Raw genomic sequence first — 14,193 nt, 5'->3', positions numbered from 1 at the left:
GAAAAAGCGGCAGGTCACCGTAAGGGCTTCCGTTTTCTATCGCAAAACTTGAAAATGCGCGTTAAAATGCCCTGTAACTTGTAATTCGAGTTGCAGGGCGATTTCTATTGATGTATCAAGATTTTCGAAATGCTGCGACTTCTTTTTGAATATTATTTGGTATACCTGTTTGTCTCTATACAACAGCTATTGTATAAGGACAAAACTAATGCGAATTATGGTGCAAATTCTAGTGCACTTGTTTCCCAATGAAACGGTATTCGGCATGATTGAGCGCATAGAGAACCGAGTAGTAGTTTAATCAGCAGTTCGACGCTATTGCTGAAAGAGCTGCACAGAAACATCACCGCTATGATTGCGCTCTTTTACGTTTTTAAAGAATGATGTTCAATCATTCTCTCAATGAATAAATATAAAAGTATGATTTGTTAACGCTGCCACTTTTGCAAACCAAGTGATAACGGCCTGTTAAATAACTTAAATTACGTAACTTTTCCTGCCTCAGTCCGACTGATTAAATAGGGAGGCTGGTATTGATGAATAGTAAATTGAAGCTATTCCTTCCGTTGATGGCATCGTTAACATTGGTCGCTGGTTGTGGAGCAGAACAGCCGATCGAGGAAATGGCAGAAACTACTGAAGAAACAGCAGCGGCGGCCGATGGCTTTCAGGAAGCACGTGAAGCTGCATGGCTGTATGTGCAGGAGGAAGAAGAATGGACGGAAGCTTTGGAGCCTAAAGACAGGCAGACTGCGGAAGTTTCAGAAGTCGTTGCCTCCAAGTATGATGAGTATACAGACAAGAATTTTACAGGGGACGAAGTATTGCTTGTAACATTTGAAAGGGAAGATATCATTGCCGCTAAACATGTTCTAGTAGATCCTGAAACCAATACAGTGGTGGGTGAGATGGAAGGTGCGTAAGGATACACTGCGTAATTCCAAATATACCCAAGAGTTTAATGGCGAGGGGGAAAATGATGAACAAACGAATAGTCAGGCTCCTGATGGCATTCGGGATAGTGGGACTCTCGGGTTGCGGTCAGCTGTCGGGAGCAGGCGAACCTGATATCACAGGATACGTCACCGAAGTGGAAGATGGACGGATTCTTGTTGTGAACCCGGAAGCGGGGAAGAATGACTTAGGGACTGTGGAAGAAGAAACCTATGACGCTGCCTGGGCGGGTCTGTCCGAGGACAATATCCGGGTTGGTCAGCTGGTGGAGGTCTGGTTCAGGGGCGGTACGAATGAATCTTATCCTGTACAGGCGACTGCAGGGAGAATCAAAGTAATAACACCATCAGCACCGGGAAATGCGGAATTGACAGAGGCGCAGGCAATAGAAGCCGCGATAAAAGAGTTTGAAGCTCGGATGATGATTCCGACTATGGCGGCAGTTACAGGTGTCTCTTTTGATGTGAAAAGAGATGAATGGCTCGTTGAATTGAAAGAAGCTGGCGGTTCAGAAGAAACGGAACAAGAAATTCTTATTCGAGATACGGCTTTCTAGGAAGCTCTCACTAGCTGGGAGCTTTTGATTTTAATTCTTTCCTATGCAGCAACCGTTCTCTGTTTAATTCAGGCATACAATCATGGTTCATTAACGTAGTCAAAATGGTAAAGATCTTTTAAATAATCCAAGTTATGCGGCTTTTATTGCCTCCGTACGACTAAATGACTGAAGAGACGTGTAGTAATGAACATAAATGGAAGGTATTCCTTCTGTTAACAGTACCTGATGATTTAGGGAGATAACATATTCTGGGGGTAATCGAATGAAAAGAATCGGGGTTTTAATACTGGGGGTTTGCCTGCTAATTGGTACATTTCTTTTCTTCGATACGCGTGAAGACCCTTCTGAAGTTGGGGAACTCACTGTTGAAACGCACGCCCTCTATGAGTCCCCTCTTGTTTTCGAAGAAATCGTACGGGAAAAGACAGACGCAATCGTTACTGGAACCGTGGAAGCCAAAGGGGAACCGTTTATCGCTGCTACTGCAGAGGAAGCAAATTTTTATTCTACACCTTATACGATAAGAATCAGTCAGAAGTTTAAGGGGTTTAGCGACAAAGACTCATTCCAAGTGAATGTGCTGGAATCTGCAGACCCTGGTCTTCAGGTAGGAGACCAAGTTTTTCTTTACATAAAAGAGACCCAGCCAGGATATTATGTGCCACTCACTCCTGAATACGGATTGAAGCTGATTGAAAACGGACAGGTCATCGGTCAATTCCTGAAAGAAGAACATCAAAATCAATCGGTTGACGTTAATACATTTATTAGTGAACTTGAATTCACTTTGTCGCCTTAACCAGAGGCTCTGTTAAAGAACAGTGTTGATTTTTCACTGCAAAAATATGGAACAAAAAGCGGGAACTCCTGCGGGAAAGCGAAGTGCCGAACTAACTCGGGCTTAAGCACCCGAGTTAGTTCGGCGCAAGCCCGCGGCATCTTGTGTATTAGGATCACAATAAAGAGGCTGTCCAAAAAGCCCTTAGATTTATCTTGCCCAAATGTTCTTCCATAACGGAACGGCTTCTGCTGCGCAAACACTCGCTTGCCGCGGACGAATGGTCAAGCCTCCTCTGCTGTGCACTGACGCCGCCAGCTGCAGTGACCCCCAATTCTTGGACATGAATTTGCTTTCAGGCAGCGGCCTGTAGCTGGAGTCGGTAGTGAACCGGACTCCGGCCATTCAGTTTGCTCTTAATGCGCTTGCAGTTGTAGTACTCCATGTAGTCCGCCAATTCCCGTTCGAACTGCTCAACTGTCGCAAATGTCCGCTTATACAGAAATTCGGATTTCATGATACCGAAGAAGTTCTCCATCACCGAATTATCCAAGCAGGTACCCTTTCGGGACATACTCTGGGTAATGTGGTTCGCCACAAGCGTTTCACGGTACGGCTCAATCCGGTAATGCCAGCCTTGGTCGGAATGCAGAAGAAGGTCGTCGCCCGGTGTTAAGCGCTCGAGCGCTTGGTCCAGCATGGTGGACACCAGTTTGTAGGTTGGACGCGCGCCTAAGGTATACGTGATGATTTCACCGTTAAACAGATCCAGCACCGGTGACAGATACAGCTTCTGGCTGCACACTTTGAATTCCGTGATGTCGGTGGCCCATTTTTTGTTCGGCTGATCCGCTGTGAACTGGCGATCCAGAAGGTTCGGCGCCACATGGCTGCCTTTGCCGGGATACGAATTATACTTCCGGGTCCGTACCGGTCGAAAGGTGCTTTTCAATCCCAGTTCGCCCATGAGGCGCTGTACTTTTTTATGGTTCACCCGTATCCCCTGGTTCACCAGTTGATCACAGATGCGGCGATACCCGTAATTGCCGTCGTGTTCATCATAGATGGCCTGGATCTGTTCTTTGAGTGCCGCGTCCGGGTCTGGCCGGTTCATGCGCGCTACACATGCATAATAGGTGCTGCGGGCCATGCCCGCCACCTTGATCAGTTGATTCACCGGAAATTCATGCCTTAACTCGAAGACGGCTTGCGCCCGTTCTTGGTTGGTGATAACTCCTTTTTCTGAGCTAAGGCTCTCAGCTTTTTTGAATAGGCAAGCTCCATGCGCAGGCGCTCGTTCTCCGCCTCGGCAGCTGCCAACGCCTTTTCCAGTGCATCCTGCTGATCTGACGTCTTCCGTTGGTCCCGTTTCACCGCCGACTCCTCCTTCTCGAGGGAGAGGAGCGTCTCTGGCCAGCCCACTGCGCATTGCTCCGCGGCCGGCAAGAAGAGCGGCGCCTGGCATGGCAGCACTTCCGGCTACGAGCAATGCAGTGCCGTAAGTCCCTTTGTGTGCATCTTCAGCCCGGCTCGGAAGTGTACTCTTCACGTGGCTGGCTGTCCAAACCGACACTCGGCAAGTTTCTTTGCTCAAAACTTATCACCTCCTGCCACTCGTTCTTTTTATGACTGCTTCCTTGTCAGTATACGTTATTCTTTGACATGGATGCGCCTTTAGAATGAGTTATACGCTCCGGTTTCCTGAAAAAATTTTTTCTCGGCATTCGGAACCCGCCTGTTTTCTTTGTACTGGAAATGAAGGAGCGAAATGGGTGAATAAGCACATTAGATAAACAAAAAAGTAATATTCAGATAAATATCTTGTTTTCTCTTTACTTTCCCAAGGAATTCTTATAGAATTACTCTATAAAGAAATCAAAAGAATTTCTTCAATCACTCACAAAATTAATAACGCGGTAAAATATTGCAGACCATAGCGCTGCCAGTAAAGCCGGAAAGAATCCTGTATCGATTTACAGATTCTTTTCGGCTTTCTTACATTCACACGCGAACATGAGTTCTATTTGAGGGTTGATTGAAACAAGGGGCGAAAAATAATTAATCATTGGTATGGCATTTAAGCGGGACCCGAAATATAAAAAAACAAACAAAGGAGGTGACGTTATGCATAAAAATCAGCCTGCAATCGAAGAAGAAATAAATTTCTACTTTACTCAAGTTAAAGATACCCATAGAGAAAACGGACAGCAATTTATCACGTTGTTCGCCCGGCTGACCGTGGAAAACTCAGTGGATGTGACAAGCGTCTGGGTGGAGATTGATGAAGTGAAATGGGAACAGGCGCCTGAGAAATTAAAATCGGCACCTAATGGCATGGTCACTTACCTCATCCCGGAATCGGTATTTATGGGATTGATGAAGCTGTCAAAGACGCGTCACGCTGAATTATATTCATTGACACCGATGTACAAGGCTCGAAAGTTCAAGCGTTTCGAATGAGCGGGAGAAGTGGAAAGATCAGAAATGTGTATATGAAATTATCCGATAGAAACATACAGGAACGGGGGCTGCGTTGAAATTGACATTCAACCCAGGCCTTTTCTTATTGTTTTAAATTTCTTTCAGGTCGGGTAACAGAAGTAGACAGAGCAAACTGCAGGGAGCTGAAGAAATGGAACAATTATCACAGGCATATTTGGAAAAAACAGTGCTGCAAAGTAAACCGTTTTCGGCGGATGGTAAAGTAAAAGAGACAGTTCCAGGTATTAATTCGACCGTCGAGGGAAGCCTTGGTCTAGCGGTGTGCACAGTGGATGGAAAGGAATTCGAAGCCGGCCTGACGGATTATCGCTTCACACTCCAAAGCATTTCAAAAGTGATCAATCTGATGATTGCACTTCAAGATGCAGGACCGGAAGCAGTATTCAAGCAAGTCGGGATGGAACCGACGAGCCAATTATTTGATTCGGTAAAAGGATTGACTGAACTCGGCGGTCATAAGCCGTTCAATCCATTTATTGATGAAGGGGCCATAGCGATCACATCACTCATCACCGGTAAAAATTCAGAGGAGCGGTTCAATCGCATTATCAAGTTGCTCCGGAAAATTACTGGAAATGCCAAGCTCCGAATGAATGAGGCAGCGTACGAGGAAGCAAAAAGAGACAGTTCGAAATCTTATGCGCTCGCCTATTACCTTGAAAGCGAAAGCGTTATTGAAAACGGAAAAGTGGAAGAGGCGCTGGATCTGTATTTCCGCGGCTTGTCGATTGAAGTGAATGCCTTGGAACTCGCACGCATCGGTGCATTTTTTGCCCGGGACGGGTATATGAATGGCGAAGATGAACCGCTGATCAAACCGGATCATATCAGTATCATGAAAGCGTTGATGCTGACGTCCGGCCTCTATAATGATTCCGGCAAAATGGCCGTGCAGGCGGGAATTCCAGCAAAGAGCGGGATTGGTGGCGGAATCGTCGCTGCCGCGACAGGGATTATGGGAATCGGTATTTTCGGCCCCGCTTTGAATGCAGGCGGAAACAGCACAGCTGGAATGGAAGCGCTGAAGCATCTATCCCGTAATTTTGATTTAAATATTTTCAAGCGTTCTTCTTTTAACCCCGATAAAAATACCTAACAAAAAGACTTCGGAGAATTTTCGAAGTCTTTTTGTTAGGTCCGTTCTCAGTGAACCACCATATGAAGTAGAGAAATCAGTAATGCGCCCGCGGTAAAGGCCCAGAAGTTGCTGGATTTGCTTTCATGAATTTCTTCTTTGAACGTATTCAATAGAAGACCACCTGCCAAGAAGGAAATTGCAATAGCAGCTACATATTCAGGTAACTGGAATATAACGCCGATCAGCCAGCCGGAAAAAACAGCGGCTACGAGAAACCAGCGACCATACTTGTCATAGTCCTCCTCGTGCAATTCTTGCAGCGTATGATCTGTTGCCATGAAATGAAATGCCAGTGCCAGAAAATAGACAGTCATGGCCCAGTAGTTTGAAAACTGTTCTGTAACCAGTAAGTATCCAATTGTCATATTATAGAAGAAAAAAGATGAAACGTGAACCATGAAAAAGCCGAAAGACGGCTCGCTGTCACTTGATTGATGCTGTGACTTTGTTACGGTATCAAGACCATGATAAATCAATAGGCCGATCAGCGCCAGGAAGTACGTATAATCTTCAAAGAATGTCAGCCAGCTGCCACTACTGATGACTTCTTTCAGTACCTGCAGATAATGGCTGAGTTCTGGAATCAGGTAAATGAACGTGTAAGCGATAGTCGCACCGCCGGCAAAAGATAAAATCGGACTTCTAGGGTTTGAAGCGGACAGTTTCAAAAACTTTGAACTAAAATGAATGATAATAAAGCCGATTGTAAATGCTAATGTCAGCCAATGTGTCGTAGTCATAAGCCACCTCCTTTTCGACTGGTTACTGTTAGTTATAGCCTACTTTTCCTGGTGTAAAACCAAGAGGGAAGATGGCTCCTTGATGTATTATGAATTATCAGTCAAGCTTCTATTCTTTAATTAAAAGATTTAGCGTATTGAAGAATTAGGCCAGGAGGATGATGAAGCTATTAGCAATGAACCGAAATTTTCAGTTTCTTTGTAGGCCAACGACTAATATCCGGGATAGCATCTACAAGCTCGTTGCCATGAGTCTGTTTTACGAGCTTGGCGGCAGTGCCTTCTAATGAGGGTTCCCCGAGTTTCTTGTTTTATTTTCCAGAACGTTGCAGATTCTGACCGGTCCATTCGTCAATAGGTGATTGCTGAAAATGAAACGCTCCCGAATCGGCCGATTCGGGAGCGTTTGTTAAGTCATTACGTTTTCAGTGCTTTAAAAGAGGCAGCCAGCTTTTTTGCAAAATCCTCCGGTTTTTCAACAGATTGAACGTGCAAGTACATAATGCTTGGTTCCGCGAAAAGCCAGTGATTATGGAGTGCGCTGATGGTGAGGTCGTTTTCACCGAGTGCACGGGTGAAATCAGGTACTTCTTCCGGCAACAGGACAATCTCCGCATGATTCAGGGCCGTGCCATCATCTTCAAGTGCTTCAAAATGAATTTCCATGTCCAGTTCACTTTTAAACGGTCGACCTTGGACCGTTACATTCAAATCACGCGGTTTCGGTGCTTCAACCACACCTTTTTCGGAATCCGCTTCTGCTTCCACGCCAAGAATGTCTCCGAATTTTTTTGCTGTTTCTTCAAGTTGACTCATGAATGATCGACTCCTTTTCATTTTACCCGGCTGTTTTTATTATTTCTTTGAACAGACAATAAGAAAAAGCATCATCAGGGATAACCGGGTTCTGTAAGTTTAAGTTTCTACTATATATATTTAATTTCCTTAAAAAAGAATCTTAAACATACGGTGAAAAGAGGTTTAACACCATTTAAATCGGTTATATATTAAGCATTGAGTCAAAAATAAAAAACAGACCAGGAGTGGAGTCCTGATCTGTTCTGAATCTTTAGCGTTGTAATTAGTTGATTCTGCCGAATCCAGTAAAGTGGTCGCCCCAGTATGGACCGTAAATGCTATCGATCTGTACACGGTCGCCGGCAGCTGATACCATTTTGCCGTTACCAATGTAGAAGCCGATGTGTGAAATGCCAGCTTTATACGTACCGGAGAAGAATACAAGGTCGCCGATTTGCGGGCTGCTGACTTTACTAGCCATGTTATAGAAACCGGCTGCATTCGTACGGTTCACATCTACACCTGATTTGTTCAGAACATAATAGATGAATCCGCTGCAGTCAAAGCCGCTCGGTGAAGAACCACCCCATACATAAGGGACACCAAGGTACTGCTGACCGATTGTTGCAGCTGAAGAAGAAGAAGTATTCGTTTCAGAAACAGCTTTTACTTCTTGTTTTGGAGCACTTGTGCTCGGTGCAGAAGAAGAACCTTTAACAGTCAATTTCTGACCAACATAAATCATGTGGGAGTTCAGGTTGTTCCAATCCATAAGGTTTGAAACGGAAACGCCATAAGAGCGGCCGATTTTATATAAAGTATCTCCCCATACCACGTTGTGGACAGTGGAGGAAGTTGAATTGCTTGAAGACGAAACCGTACGTGCAGGTGCTGACGAACCGCCATCAGTTTCAATGGTTTGACCCGGGTAGATGAGGCTTCCGGAAATTCCATTGATGTCACGAAGACTAGAAACCGTCGTATCATATTGTTGCGCGATTTTCCAGAGGGTATCTCCGGAACGCACTTCGTATGATGCTGCGCTTGCAGGCGTAGCGATTGCTGATGACAGGGCAACAGTTGCAGTAAGGGTTAATAAAGCTTTTTTAGTTTTTCTCATTTTCCGCTCCTTGAATTCTTGGACTCTACTTCTTTTTTTCTCTATCTAGTTGAGATCCGCATAGTTTGAGTAATTATAAGTTAGTTAGCTGCCAAAAATCCTAAGTGACCAATTCGGTTAGCTCTTCTTATTGAAGCCTAGCTCAGTGTAGCATGTTTTTTTAGGAAAAGAAGCTTTGTAATCATTTTGTTAAGATACTACAATAACTTTGTTATATTGTATTTTTTCTTTAATATAACGACGGGAAAATGTAGTGAATTGAAATATTCCTTGTTATCGACTTAAAAGTGATAACTCCCTTCCTTTTTCGCGTGATTCTACTTGGGAACTGCGCTGTGGAGGGATTTTTGTTATTTTTCAATGAAGTTTTGTATAAAATAAACAATATCAGAATAATCTTTTAATGATGAAGACGTTTTATCAAAGTGACATCGGGTAAACAGAAACTAGAGCGTTACGACGTGAAATAAAATGAAAATAAAGGAGTTTTTAATAATGGTGCAATCAAAATGGTTAAAACTCGGAGCAGCAAGTTTCCTATCAATGGGTGTACTCGCTGCCTGTGCAGAAGAAGAACCGGTTGAAGAAGAAGCGGCCGTTGAAGAGGAAGTAGTGGAAGAAGAACCAGTTGAAGAAGAAGTTGTCGAGGAAGAACCAGTTGAAGAAGAAGTTGTCGAGGAAGAACCAGTTGAAGAAGAGGTAGTTGAAGAAGAAACTGCCGTAGACTTCGGTAATATTGATGAAGCGGAACTGGAAACAACTTACTTGGAACCACTCGGCTGGACAGCGGTAGAGTTTGAAGAGTATACACTTGCAGAGTATGACATGGCGATTGCCGATTTCGCTGACTTTGCAGAACTCGAATCAACAGTCGGACCTGTTGAAGACATCGATCCGGCAGCAATCGAAGGTGCTGCAGCTGAAGAAGAAGCGGCAACTGAAGAAGAGACTGCAGTAGATTTCGGTAACATTGATGAAGCCGAACTGCAGACAGCTTATCTCGAGCCACTCGGCTGGACAGCAGTCGAATTCAACGACTATGTTGTCGCTGAATATGACATGGCCATTGCAGACTTTGCTGATTTCGCAGAACTTGAGTCAACAGTCGGACCTGTTGAAGACATTGAAGTTGCTGAGTAATCAGTACGGATATTAGTTAATGGTCACAATAAGAGTATGAATCAATCTTGGAAGAGCAGCGGATCCGCTGCTCTTCTTTTTTATTGGTTATGTTAAACCTCTCTGTTGAGTTTCCGCACTATAGCTCCACGTTCTGCTCCATATTTTATGCAGGGAAAAAATTGACCCTGTTCTTTAAATAGAGTCTTTTTATTTTTTCTTTCCGTTTTTCTTCATTATGGCATCATAAGTTGGCTTCGATAGAGATGAATTTTACTTCCATTTCTGTAACTATGCCAACTTCTTCAACGACTAATCGGTATAAATGGCACGCTTAGACAATGCTGGGAGGAGAAATATGATGGCCGACAGAAAGCGATACTATGTACTCGCAATTTTTTTGCTTATGGTGCTGACAAGCTGTTCCAGTCGTGAGGATGGATCTGAAACAGAAACCTAAGAAACAGAAGAACTGATGACATCGAGTGATGAGCCCAAGCCTGATTATTTGGAGCCGCCTGATCTGCTGGTCATGATTGACGGAGAAAGGCTGCAGCCTGCCAGAGGTACGTACAGCTGGTCCGCAGATATGGGCAATGGAATGGTGGAAGCAATTGTAACTGAGTCGTTTGCTCCCCCGGAGTTAGTGGAAGGACATACACCTCGGGAAGTGGCGCCGGACACTGAAATCGAGCTGAACTTTGAAACACCACCTGTCAATTATGAAATCAGGATATGGAATGAGGATGGCATGATAAAAAATATCGCTGAGCAATTCCGTCTTTCTGAACAGCGGGGAAAGGTGATATACGAAGTCGTTGCTAGGTGGGAAGAAGGGGAAGTACATTATGCGTTTACGGTAAATGTAATTCAGTAATGACCGGTAACGGGGCTGAGTGAAAGCGAGACTAATGATACTTGTTAGAATAGCCCCAAATACTTTTCGAACAGGAAGATGTACTGCATGGCGTTCATGGAAGAATACAAGTGTGCTTGGCAGTCAACGCTGTTTCTTGAAGCTAAGATGCAAATTCACGCTTCGTTATTTCATCGGTTTTCCCGAGAGGATCTGTAATGCCTGATGAAATCAAAGATAAGGCCTGCCAGTAAAAATACCCCCAACAAAAATGAGAATAACTGGATCAGGACGATATCCAATATCGCATCGTAACCTCGCGAGACAAATGCATACTTAAAAATGACCAATAATATTCCAATGGCAGCAAAAATAGCAGGCGCATATAGTCCGATTCTATTCGATCTGTATTTGCTGACTTTGTAGATCCATACGGAAACAGCAGCGAAAACGAGCAGAACGAGTATAAGAAAAGCGAACAGAGCCATGATCTCACCTCCATATTGCTGGTTGCTATAATAAGCGTAATTTTATTAATCACGTATAAAGCTGGCTTCGCCATTCGATATACTTCGGGATTTTCTGTCTTGACTTCAAGTTTAGCATATATTTCCCATGTCACTGAGCATATTCGCATAAACAACGGCACAAGGAACGAAGAACATAATAAATATCATTGGGATTTTATGTTAAAATAGACAGAAGGTTCTGGGGATTTAACAGAAGTAAGCCATCAATGAGGAGGTATCATGAGAAAAAAAAGCATAGCCATTATGTTAGCAGGCTTTCTGGCCGCTTGCTCGAATGAAGAAGTAAGACGAGTGGGTATTGTGGAAACCAAGACAGAAGAAGCTGTAATGATCACGGAGGAACAAACGGTGGAGGACATTAACAATGTAATCCGAGAACTGGAATGGCAGGATGGGGACCCGGGGATAGGAAACGAACCGCCCGAATATGAAGTGACACTGTTTATAGAAAGGGATGAAGATTTGCCGGAGCAGCTCAATGAATTCAGTGTATGGGTCATTCATTTGGGAATAGGGCCGGCTGGGATCATCGTTGAAGAAGAAACAGGAAATGCTGCTGAACTGGAACAGGCGGAAGTGCAAGTATTCATTAATGCTTTCACTGCATATAACCTCATGACTGTTCCGGCTGAAAATCATTCTAAAGCTGCAGCCGGGCAACAGAACCGGCTTGGCGGAGAGATGCTGCTGACCGAATGGAAAAAGAAACCTCCATTTGAAACGTCCGAAAGTCTCTGCCTTGGTATTTTTATATAAGTGTGGGAAATACATTGTTCATGAAAATAGAGGGGGAAGGGAAGGATGAGATTCAGAATGATAATGATTTTGTCGGTAATGGCCATCTTAGGTGGCTGTTCAGGAGAAGCGGAAGTGTTTAACGATGAGAACATTCGCTTTGCAATTACTGATGCTAAATCCAATGGGGGATTGTCATCTCACACGATTAAAATCAGCAATAAAACCGGTTTTGAACTGCAAAATCTTTCGCTGGAATTGCGTGTTCCGACTGCGGAAGGGAACAGTGAAAAATTCAATGAGGTAGTCTTGCGTGTTCCTGAAGAATTCACCATCGATTCAGGGGAAACGAAAAAATTTCGTTTTCTTGATACCGATATAGGAGATGTCGGTCATACAGACCTGGAAGAACTAATTATTGAATTGAACGGGAATGCGAGCAAAGGCAATACAGAAACGCCATTTGGAATAGTCGGGTCACTCCTGGCATTGTCAGGCTCACCTTAAATATTCTTTCTTGTGTTCAGGGTTACATAATGTGATTATTTAGTTCTTATTCTTAGCGAAAGGAGCAAGCGAATGACTGCAGCAAGAAAGAAGTGGCGTGGCGCCGCTGCCATTATTGTTTTGGAAAATAAAATGCTGATGGTGAAAGAAAAAGAAACAGGGGGATGGAGCATACCATCGGGAGGGATTGAAGAGGGGGAATTCCCTGAACATGCTTATATACGAAAGGTGTTGGAGGAAACAGGTTTCAAAGTTGAAATTGAAAAAACTCTCCATAGTGAACTACCCTCCACTTAATTTTCTTCGAACATTTGAAGTGGGGGCTTCAGGAAAGCAAACACCTTCCCTCTTTTATTGCTTGGTCACCCACGAAACCAACGTTCCATGTCACAAGACTTGAATTCGTGGCGTCCCGACCACTACTCAGCGGGAAAATACGTTAGCTGGAGACAGGGTCGGCTAAGAACCCCAAATCCGACAGCGTGCGGATGCCGTAGTTCTTGAGGTTGAGGGCCGCGTTATGGTCCCGATCGATCATGGCTTGGCAATGCGCACACGTATACGTCCGTTCAGAAAGCCGCAAGTTCTCTTTTTTTGTGCCACAGGCGCTGCACAGTTTACTGGATGGGAAGAAGCGGTCGGCGACGATGTAGTGCTTCCCTTTTCGCTCCGCTTTGTATTTGAGCATGGTTCGGAACATGCCGAACCCGTTGTCGTGCAGTTTCTTGCCGAGTTTCAGGCACTGCGCCAGGTTGGTCAGATCAAGATCTTCCACCACAATCGCATCGTAATCATTGGTTATCTGATCACTTTTCTTATGGAGGAAATCTTTCCGCTGGTTCGCCGCCTTCGCCATCGTCTTCTGGTAGTTTGTCACGGTTCTTTGGTAGTTCTTTGAATACACGGGTTGACCATTTTCATCTAGTGGCGCGTGGGTTTTCTTCCGTGCGAGCGACTTGTTCAGCCGCCGCTGGCGTTTCTCGATCAGTTTATGAAAACAGGGGTATTCGGCCTTTCGACCTTCGCTGTCGATATACAAATCGGACTGGCTATAGTCCAGTGCAGTCACGGCTGCGGCTGCCACATGTGTTTTCAGCGGCGCTTTTTCGAACGGATAATCGACGGAAATGGACACGATATAACGAGTGCCTTCCCGTTTGATGGTGGCTTTTTTGATGATTCCGTCAGAAGGTAGCGCGCGATGCAGGTTGAGCCGCAGTCCTTCAGGGAACTTCGGGATCCGCAGGAACGTTGCGCCACCCTTTTCCCCGATACGGATATTGCCGTTCGTCTGGTTCGTGGTATAGCTGAATTTCCCCTGTTTCCGGCTGTGGAACTTCGGCAGGCCTTTGACATCCTGAAGGGACGGCATATCGCCGGTTTTCATCTTTTTCCGGACGGACTTTTTGTACTGCAGGGGACGCTTCGCATACGTTTCGTTGTATTTTTTGATGGCTGCCTGAAAACGGATTTTGGCGTCATTGTACACAAATGAATCGTTTGAGCGGTCCAGGAAATCAAAACGGCTGGTGATCGTGGTGTAATTCGGTACGTTGTACGCCAAAAATCCGCCTGAAAAGCCGATGCTTTCCAAATGGGCGTACAAGCCTGCGACATACTCGTTGTATACTTTCCGTTCACAACCGAATGCCCGCTCCAGACGGGGTTTCTGTTCGTCTGTCGGGAAGACCGCAAAATGGAAAGCGCCCGTCACCCAGCCATCAGGCAATTGTTTTTTCGTGCCTTTGATGTGATTTCCGTTTTTGTCTGTCGCCATGCCGCCGCCCCCTTTTCCCATTCGTCACAGCTGTGTTGGAACGTGCGTTCCGTTAATTTGAGTATACAAGTCTGCAAGGC

15 protein-coding genes and 1 pseudogene are annotated in these 14,193 nt (G+C 44.8%); 10 read left to right on the top strand and 6 right to left on the bottom strand.

The window, feature by feature from the left end; genetic code table 11:
• Positions 1 to 536 precede the first annotated feature (536 nt).
• From B0X71_RS10600 to B0X71_RS10590, 3 genes are all read left to right on the top strand, one after another.
• Positions 537 to 923, top strand: a complete 387-nt coding sequence (locus tag B0X71_RS10600; RefSeq protein WP_077589382.1) for a hypothetical protein — start codon at positions 537 to 539, stop codon at positions 921 to 923.
• Positions 924 to 979: 56 nt separating this feature from the next.
• A complete protein-coding gene (locus B0X71_RS10595) occupies positions 980 to 1,510 on the top strand; it encodes a DUF3221 domain-containing protein (RefSeq protein WP_198038575.1) in 531 nt (176 codons plus the stop codon).
• A 265-nt stretch (positions 1,511 to 1,775) separates the two neighbouring features.
• On the top strand, positions 1,776 to 2,312 hold the full coding sequence (locus B0X71_RS10590) for a hypothetical protein (RefSeq protein ID WP_077589380.1): 537 nt from the start codon (positions 1,776 to 1,778) through the stop codon (positions 2,310 to 2,312).
• Positions 2,313 to 2,646: 334 nt separating this feature from the next.
• Here the strand turns inward: B0X71_RS10590 and B0X71_RS10580 are convergent.
• Positions 2,647 to 3,710 (bottom strand): annotated as a pseudogene (locus B0X71_RS10580) (IS3 family transposase); the annotation flags it as partial.
• Between the two features lie 705 nt (positions 3,711 to 4,415).
• On the opposite strand from B0X71_RS10580, the gene B0X71_RS10575 reads away from it, so the two are divergent.
• Both B0X71_RS10575 and glsA read left to right on the top strand, forming a co-directional pair.
• Positions 4,416 to 4,751, top strand: a complete 336-nt coding sequence (locus B0X71_RS10575; protein WP_077589377.1) for a hypothetical protein — start codon at positions 4,416 to 4,418, stop codon at positions 4,749 to 4,751.
• 172 nt (positions 4,752 to 4,923) lie between these two features.
• Positions 4,924 to 5,889: a glutaminase A gene (gene glsA, locus B0X71_RS10570; RefSeq protein WP_077589376.1), complete on the top strand. Its 966-nt coding sequence runs from the start codon at positions 4,924 to 4,926 to the stop codon at positions 5,887 to 5,889.
• A 47-nt stretch (positions 5,890 to 5,936) separates the two neighbouring features.
• Here glsA and B0X71_RS10565 read toward each other — a convergent pair whose 3' ends face one another.
• The 3 genes from B0X71_RS10565 to B0X71_RS10555 form a co-directional block, all read right to left on the bottom strand.
• Positions 5,937 to 6,671 (bottom strand): hypothetical protein, encoded by a 735-nt coding sequence (locus B0X71_RS10565; RefSeq protein WP_077589375.1) that lies wholly within the window; start codon positions 6,669 to 6,671, stop codon positions 5,937 to 5,939.
• 417 nt (positions 6,672 to 7,088) lie between these two features.
• The gene (locus B0X71_RS10560; RefSeq protein ID WP_077589374.1) at positions 7,089 to 7,487 is read right to left on the bottom strand and encodes a DUF1259 domain-containing protein; all 399 of its coding nucleotides are present in this window, start codon (positions 7,485 to 7,487) and stop codon (positions 7,089 to 7,091) included.
• A 265-nt stretch (positions 7,488 to 7,752) separates the two neighbouring features.
• Positions 7,753 to 8,589 (bottom strand): LysM peptidoglycan-binding domain-containing protein, encoded by an 837-nt coding sequence (locus tag B0X71_RS10555; RefSeq protein WP_077589373.1) that lies wholly within the window; start codon positions 8,587 to 8,589, stop codon positions 7,753 to 7,755.
• 495 nt (positions 8,590 to 9,084) lie between these two features.
• Between B0X71_RS10555 and B0X71_RS20985 the strand changes: the two genes are divergently transcribed.
• On the top strand, positions 9,085 to 9,729 hold the full coding sequence (locus B0X71_RS20985; protein ID WP_156889857.1) for a hypothetical protein: 645 nt from the start codon (positions 9,085 to 9,087) through the stop codon (positions 9,727 to 9,729).
• A gap of 454 nt (positions 9,730 to 10,183) precedes the next feature.
• Complete coding sequence (locus B0X71_RS10545; RefSeq protein ID WP_077589372.1) at positions 10,184 to 10,585, top strand: hypothetical protein; 402 nt, start codon at positions 10,184 to 10,186, stop codon at positions 10,583 to 10,585.
• Between the two features lie 170 nt (positions 10,586 to 10,755).
• Here the strand turns inward: B0X71_RS10545 and B0X71_RS10540 are convergent, their stop codons facing one another.
• The gene (locus B0X71_RS10540) at positions 10,756 to 11,052 is read right to left on the bottom strand and encodes a hypothetical protein (RefSeq protein ID WP_077589371.1); all 297 of its coding nucleotides are present in this window, start codon (positions 11,050 to 11,052) and stop codon (positions 10,756 to 10,758) included.
• Positions 11,053 to 11,313: 261 nt separating this feature from the next.
• Between B0X71_RS10540 and B0X71_RS10535 the strand changes: the two genes are divergently transcribed.
• The 3 genes from B0X71_RS10535 (at position 11,314) to B0X71_RS10525 (ending at position 12,633) form a co-directional block, all read left to right on the top strand.
• The gene (locus B0X71_RS10535; protein ID WP_077589370.1) at positions 11,314 to 11,850 is read left to right on the top strand and encodes a hypothetical protein; all 537 of its coding nucleotides are present in this window, start codon (positions 11,314 to 11,316) and stop codon (positions 11,848 to 11,850) included.
• A gap of 45 nt (positions 11,851 to 11,895) precedes the next feature.
• Positions 11,896 to 12,336: a hypothetical protein gene (locus B0X71_RS10530; protein WP_077589369.1), complete on the top strand. Its 441-nt coding sequence runs from the start codon at positions 11,896 to 11,898 to the stop codon at positions 12,334 to 12,336.
• 72 nt (positions 12,337 to 12,408) lie between these two features.
• Positions 12,409 to 12,633 carry an NUDIX domain-containing protein gene (locus B0X71_RS10525; RefSeq protein WP_077589368.1) on the top strand — a complete coding sequence of 75 codons (225 nt, stop codon included), beginning with the start codon at positions 12,409 to 12,411 and terminating at the stop codon, positions 12,631 to 12,633.
• 142 nt (positions 12,634 to 12,775) lie between these two features.
• Here B0X71_RS10525 and B0X71_RS10520 read toward each other — a convergent pair whose 3' ends face one another.
• Positions 12,776 to 14,113 (bottom strand): RNA-guided endonuclease InsQ/TnpB family protein, encoded by a 1,338-nt coding sequence (locus B0X71_RS10520; protein ID WP_198038574.1) that lies wholly within the window; start codon positions 14,111 to 14,113, stop codon positions 12,776 to 12,778.
• Positions 14,114 to 14,193: the final 80 nt, after the last annotated feature.

It is taken from the genome of Planococcus lenghuensis, from assembly GCF_001999905.1.
GTDB lineage: Bacteria > Bacillota > Bacilli > Bacillales_A > Planococcaceae > Indiicoccus > Indiicoccus lenghuensis.
Note: the sequence above shows the minus strand (reverse complement) of the source record. Positions and strands in the feature narration are given on the sequence as shown.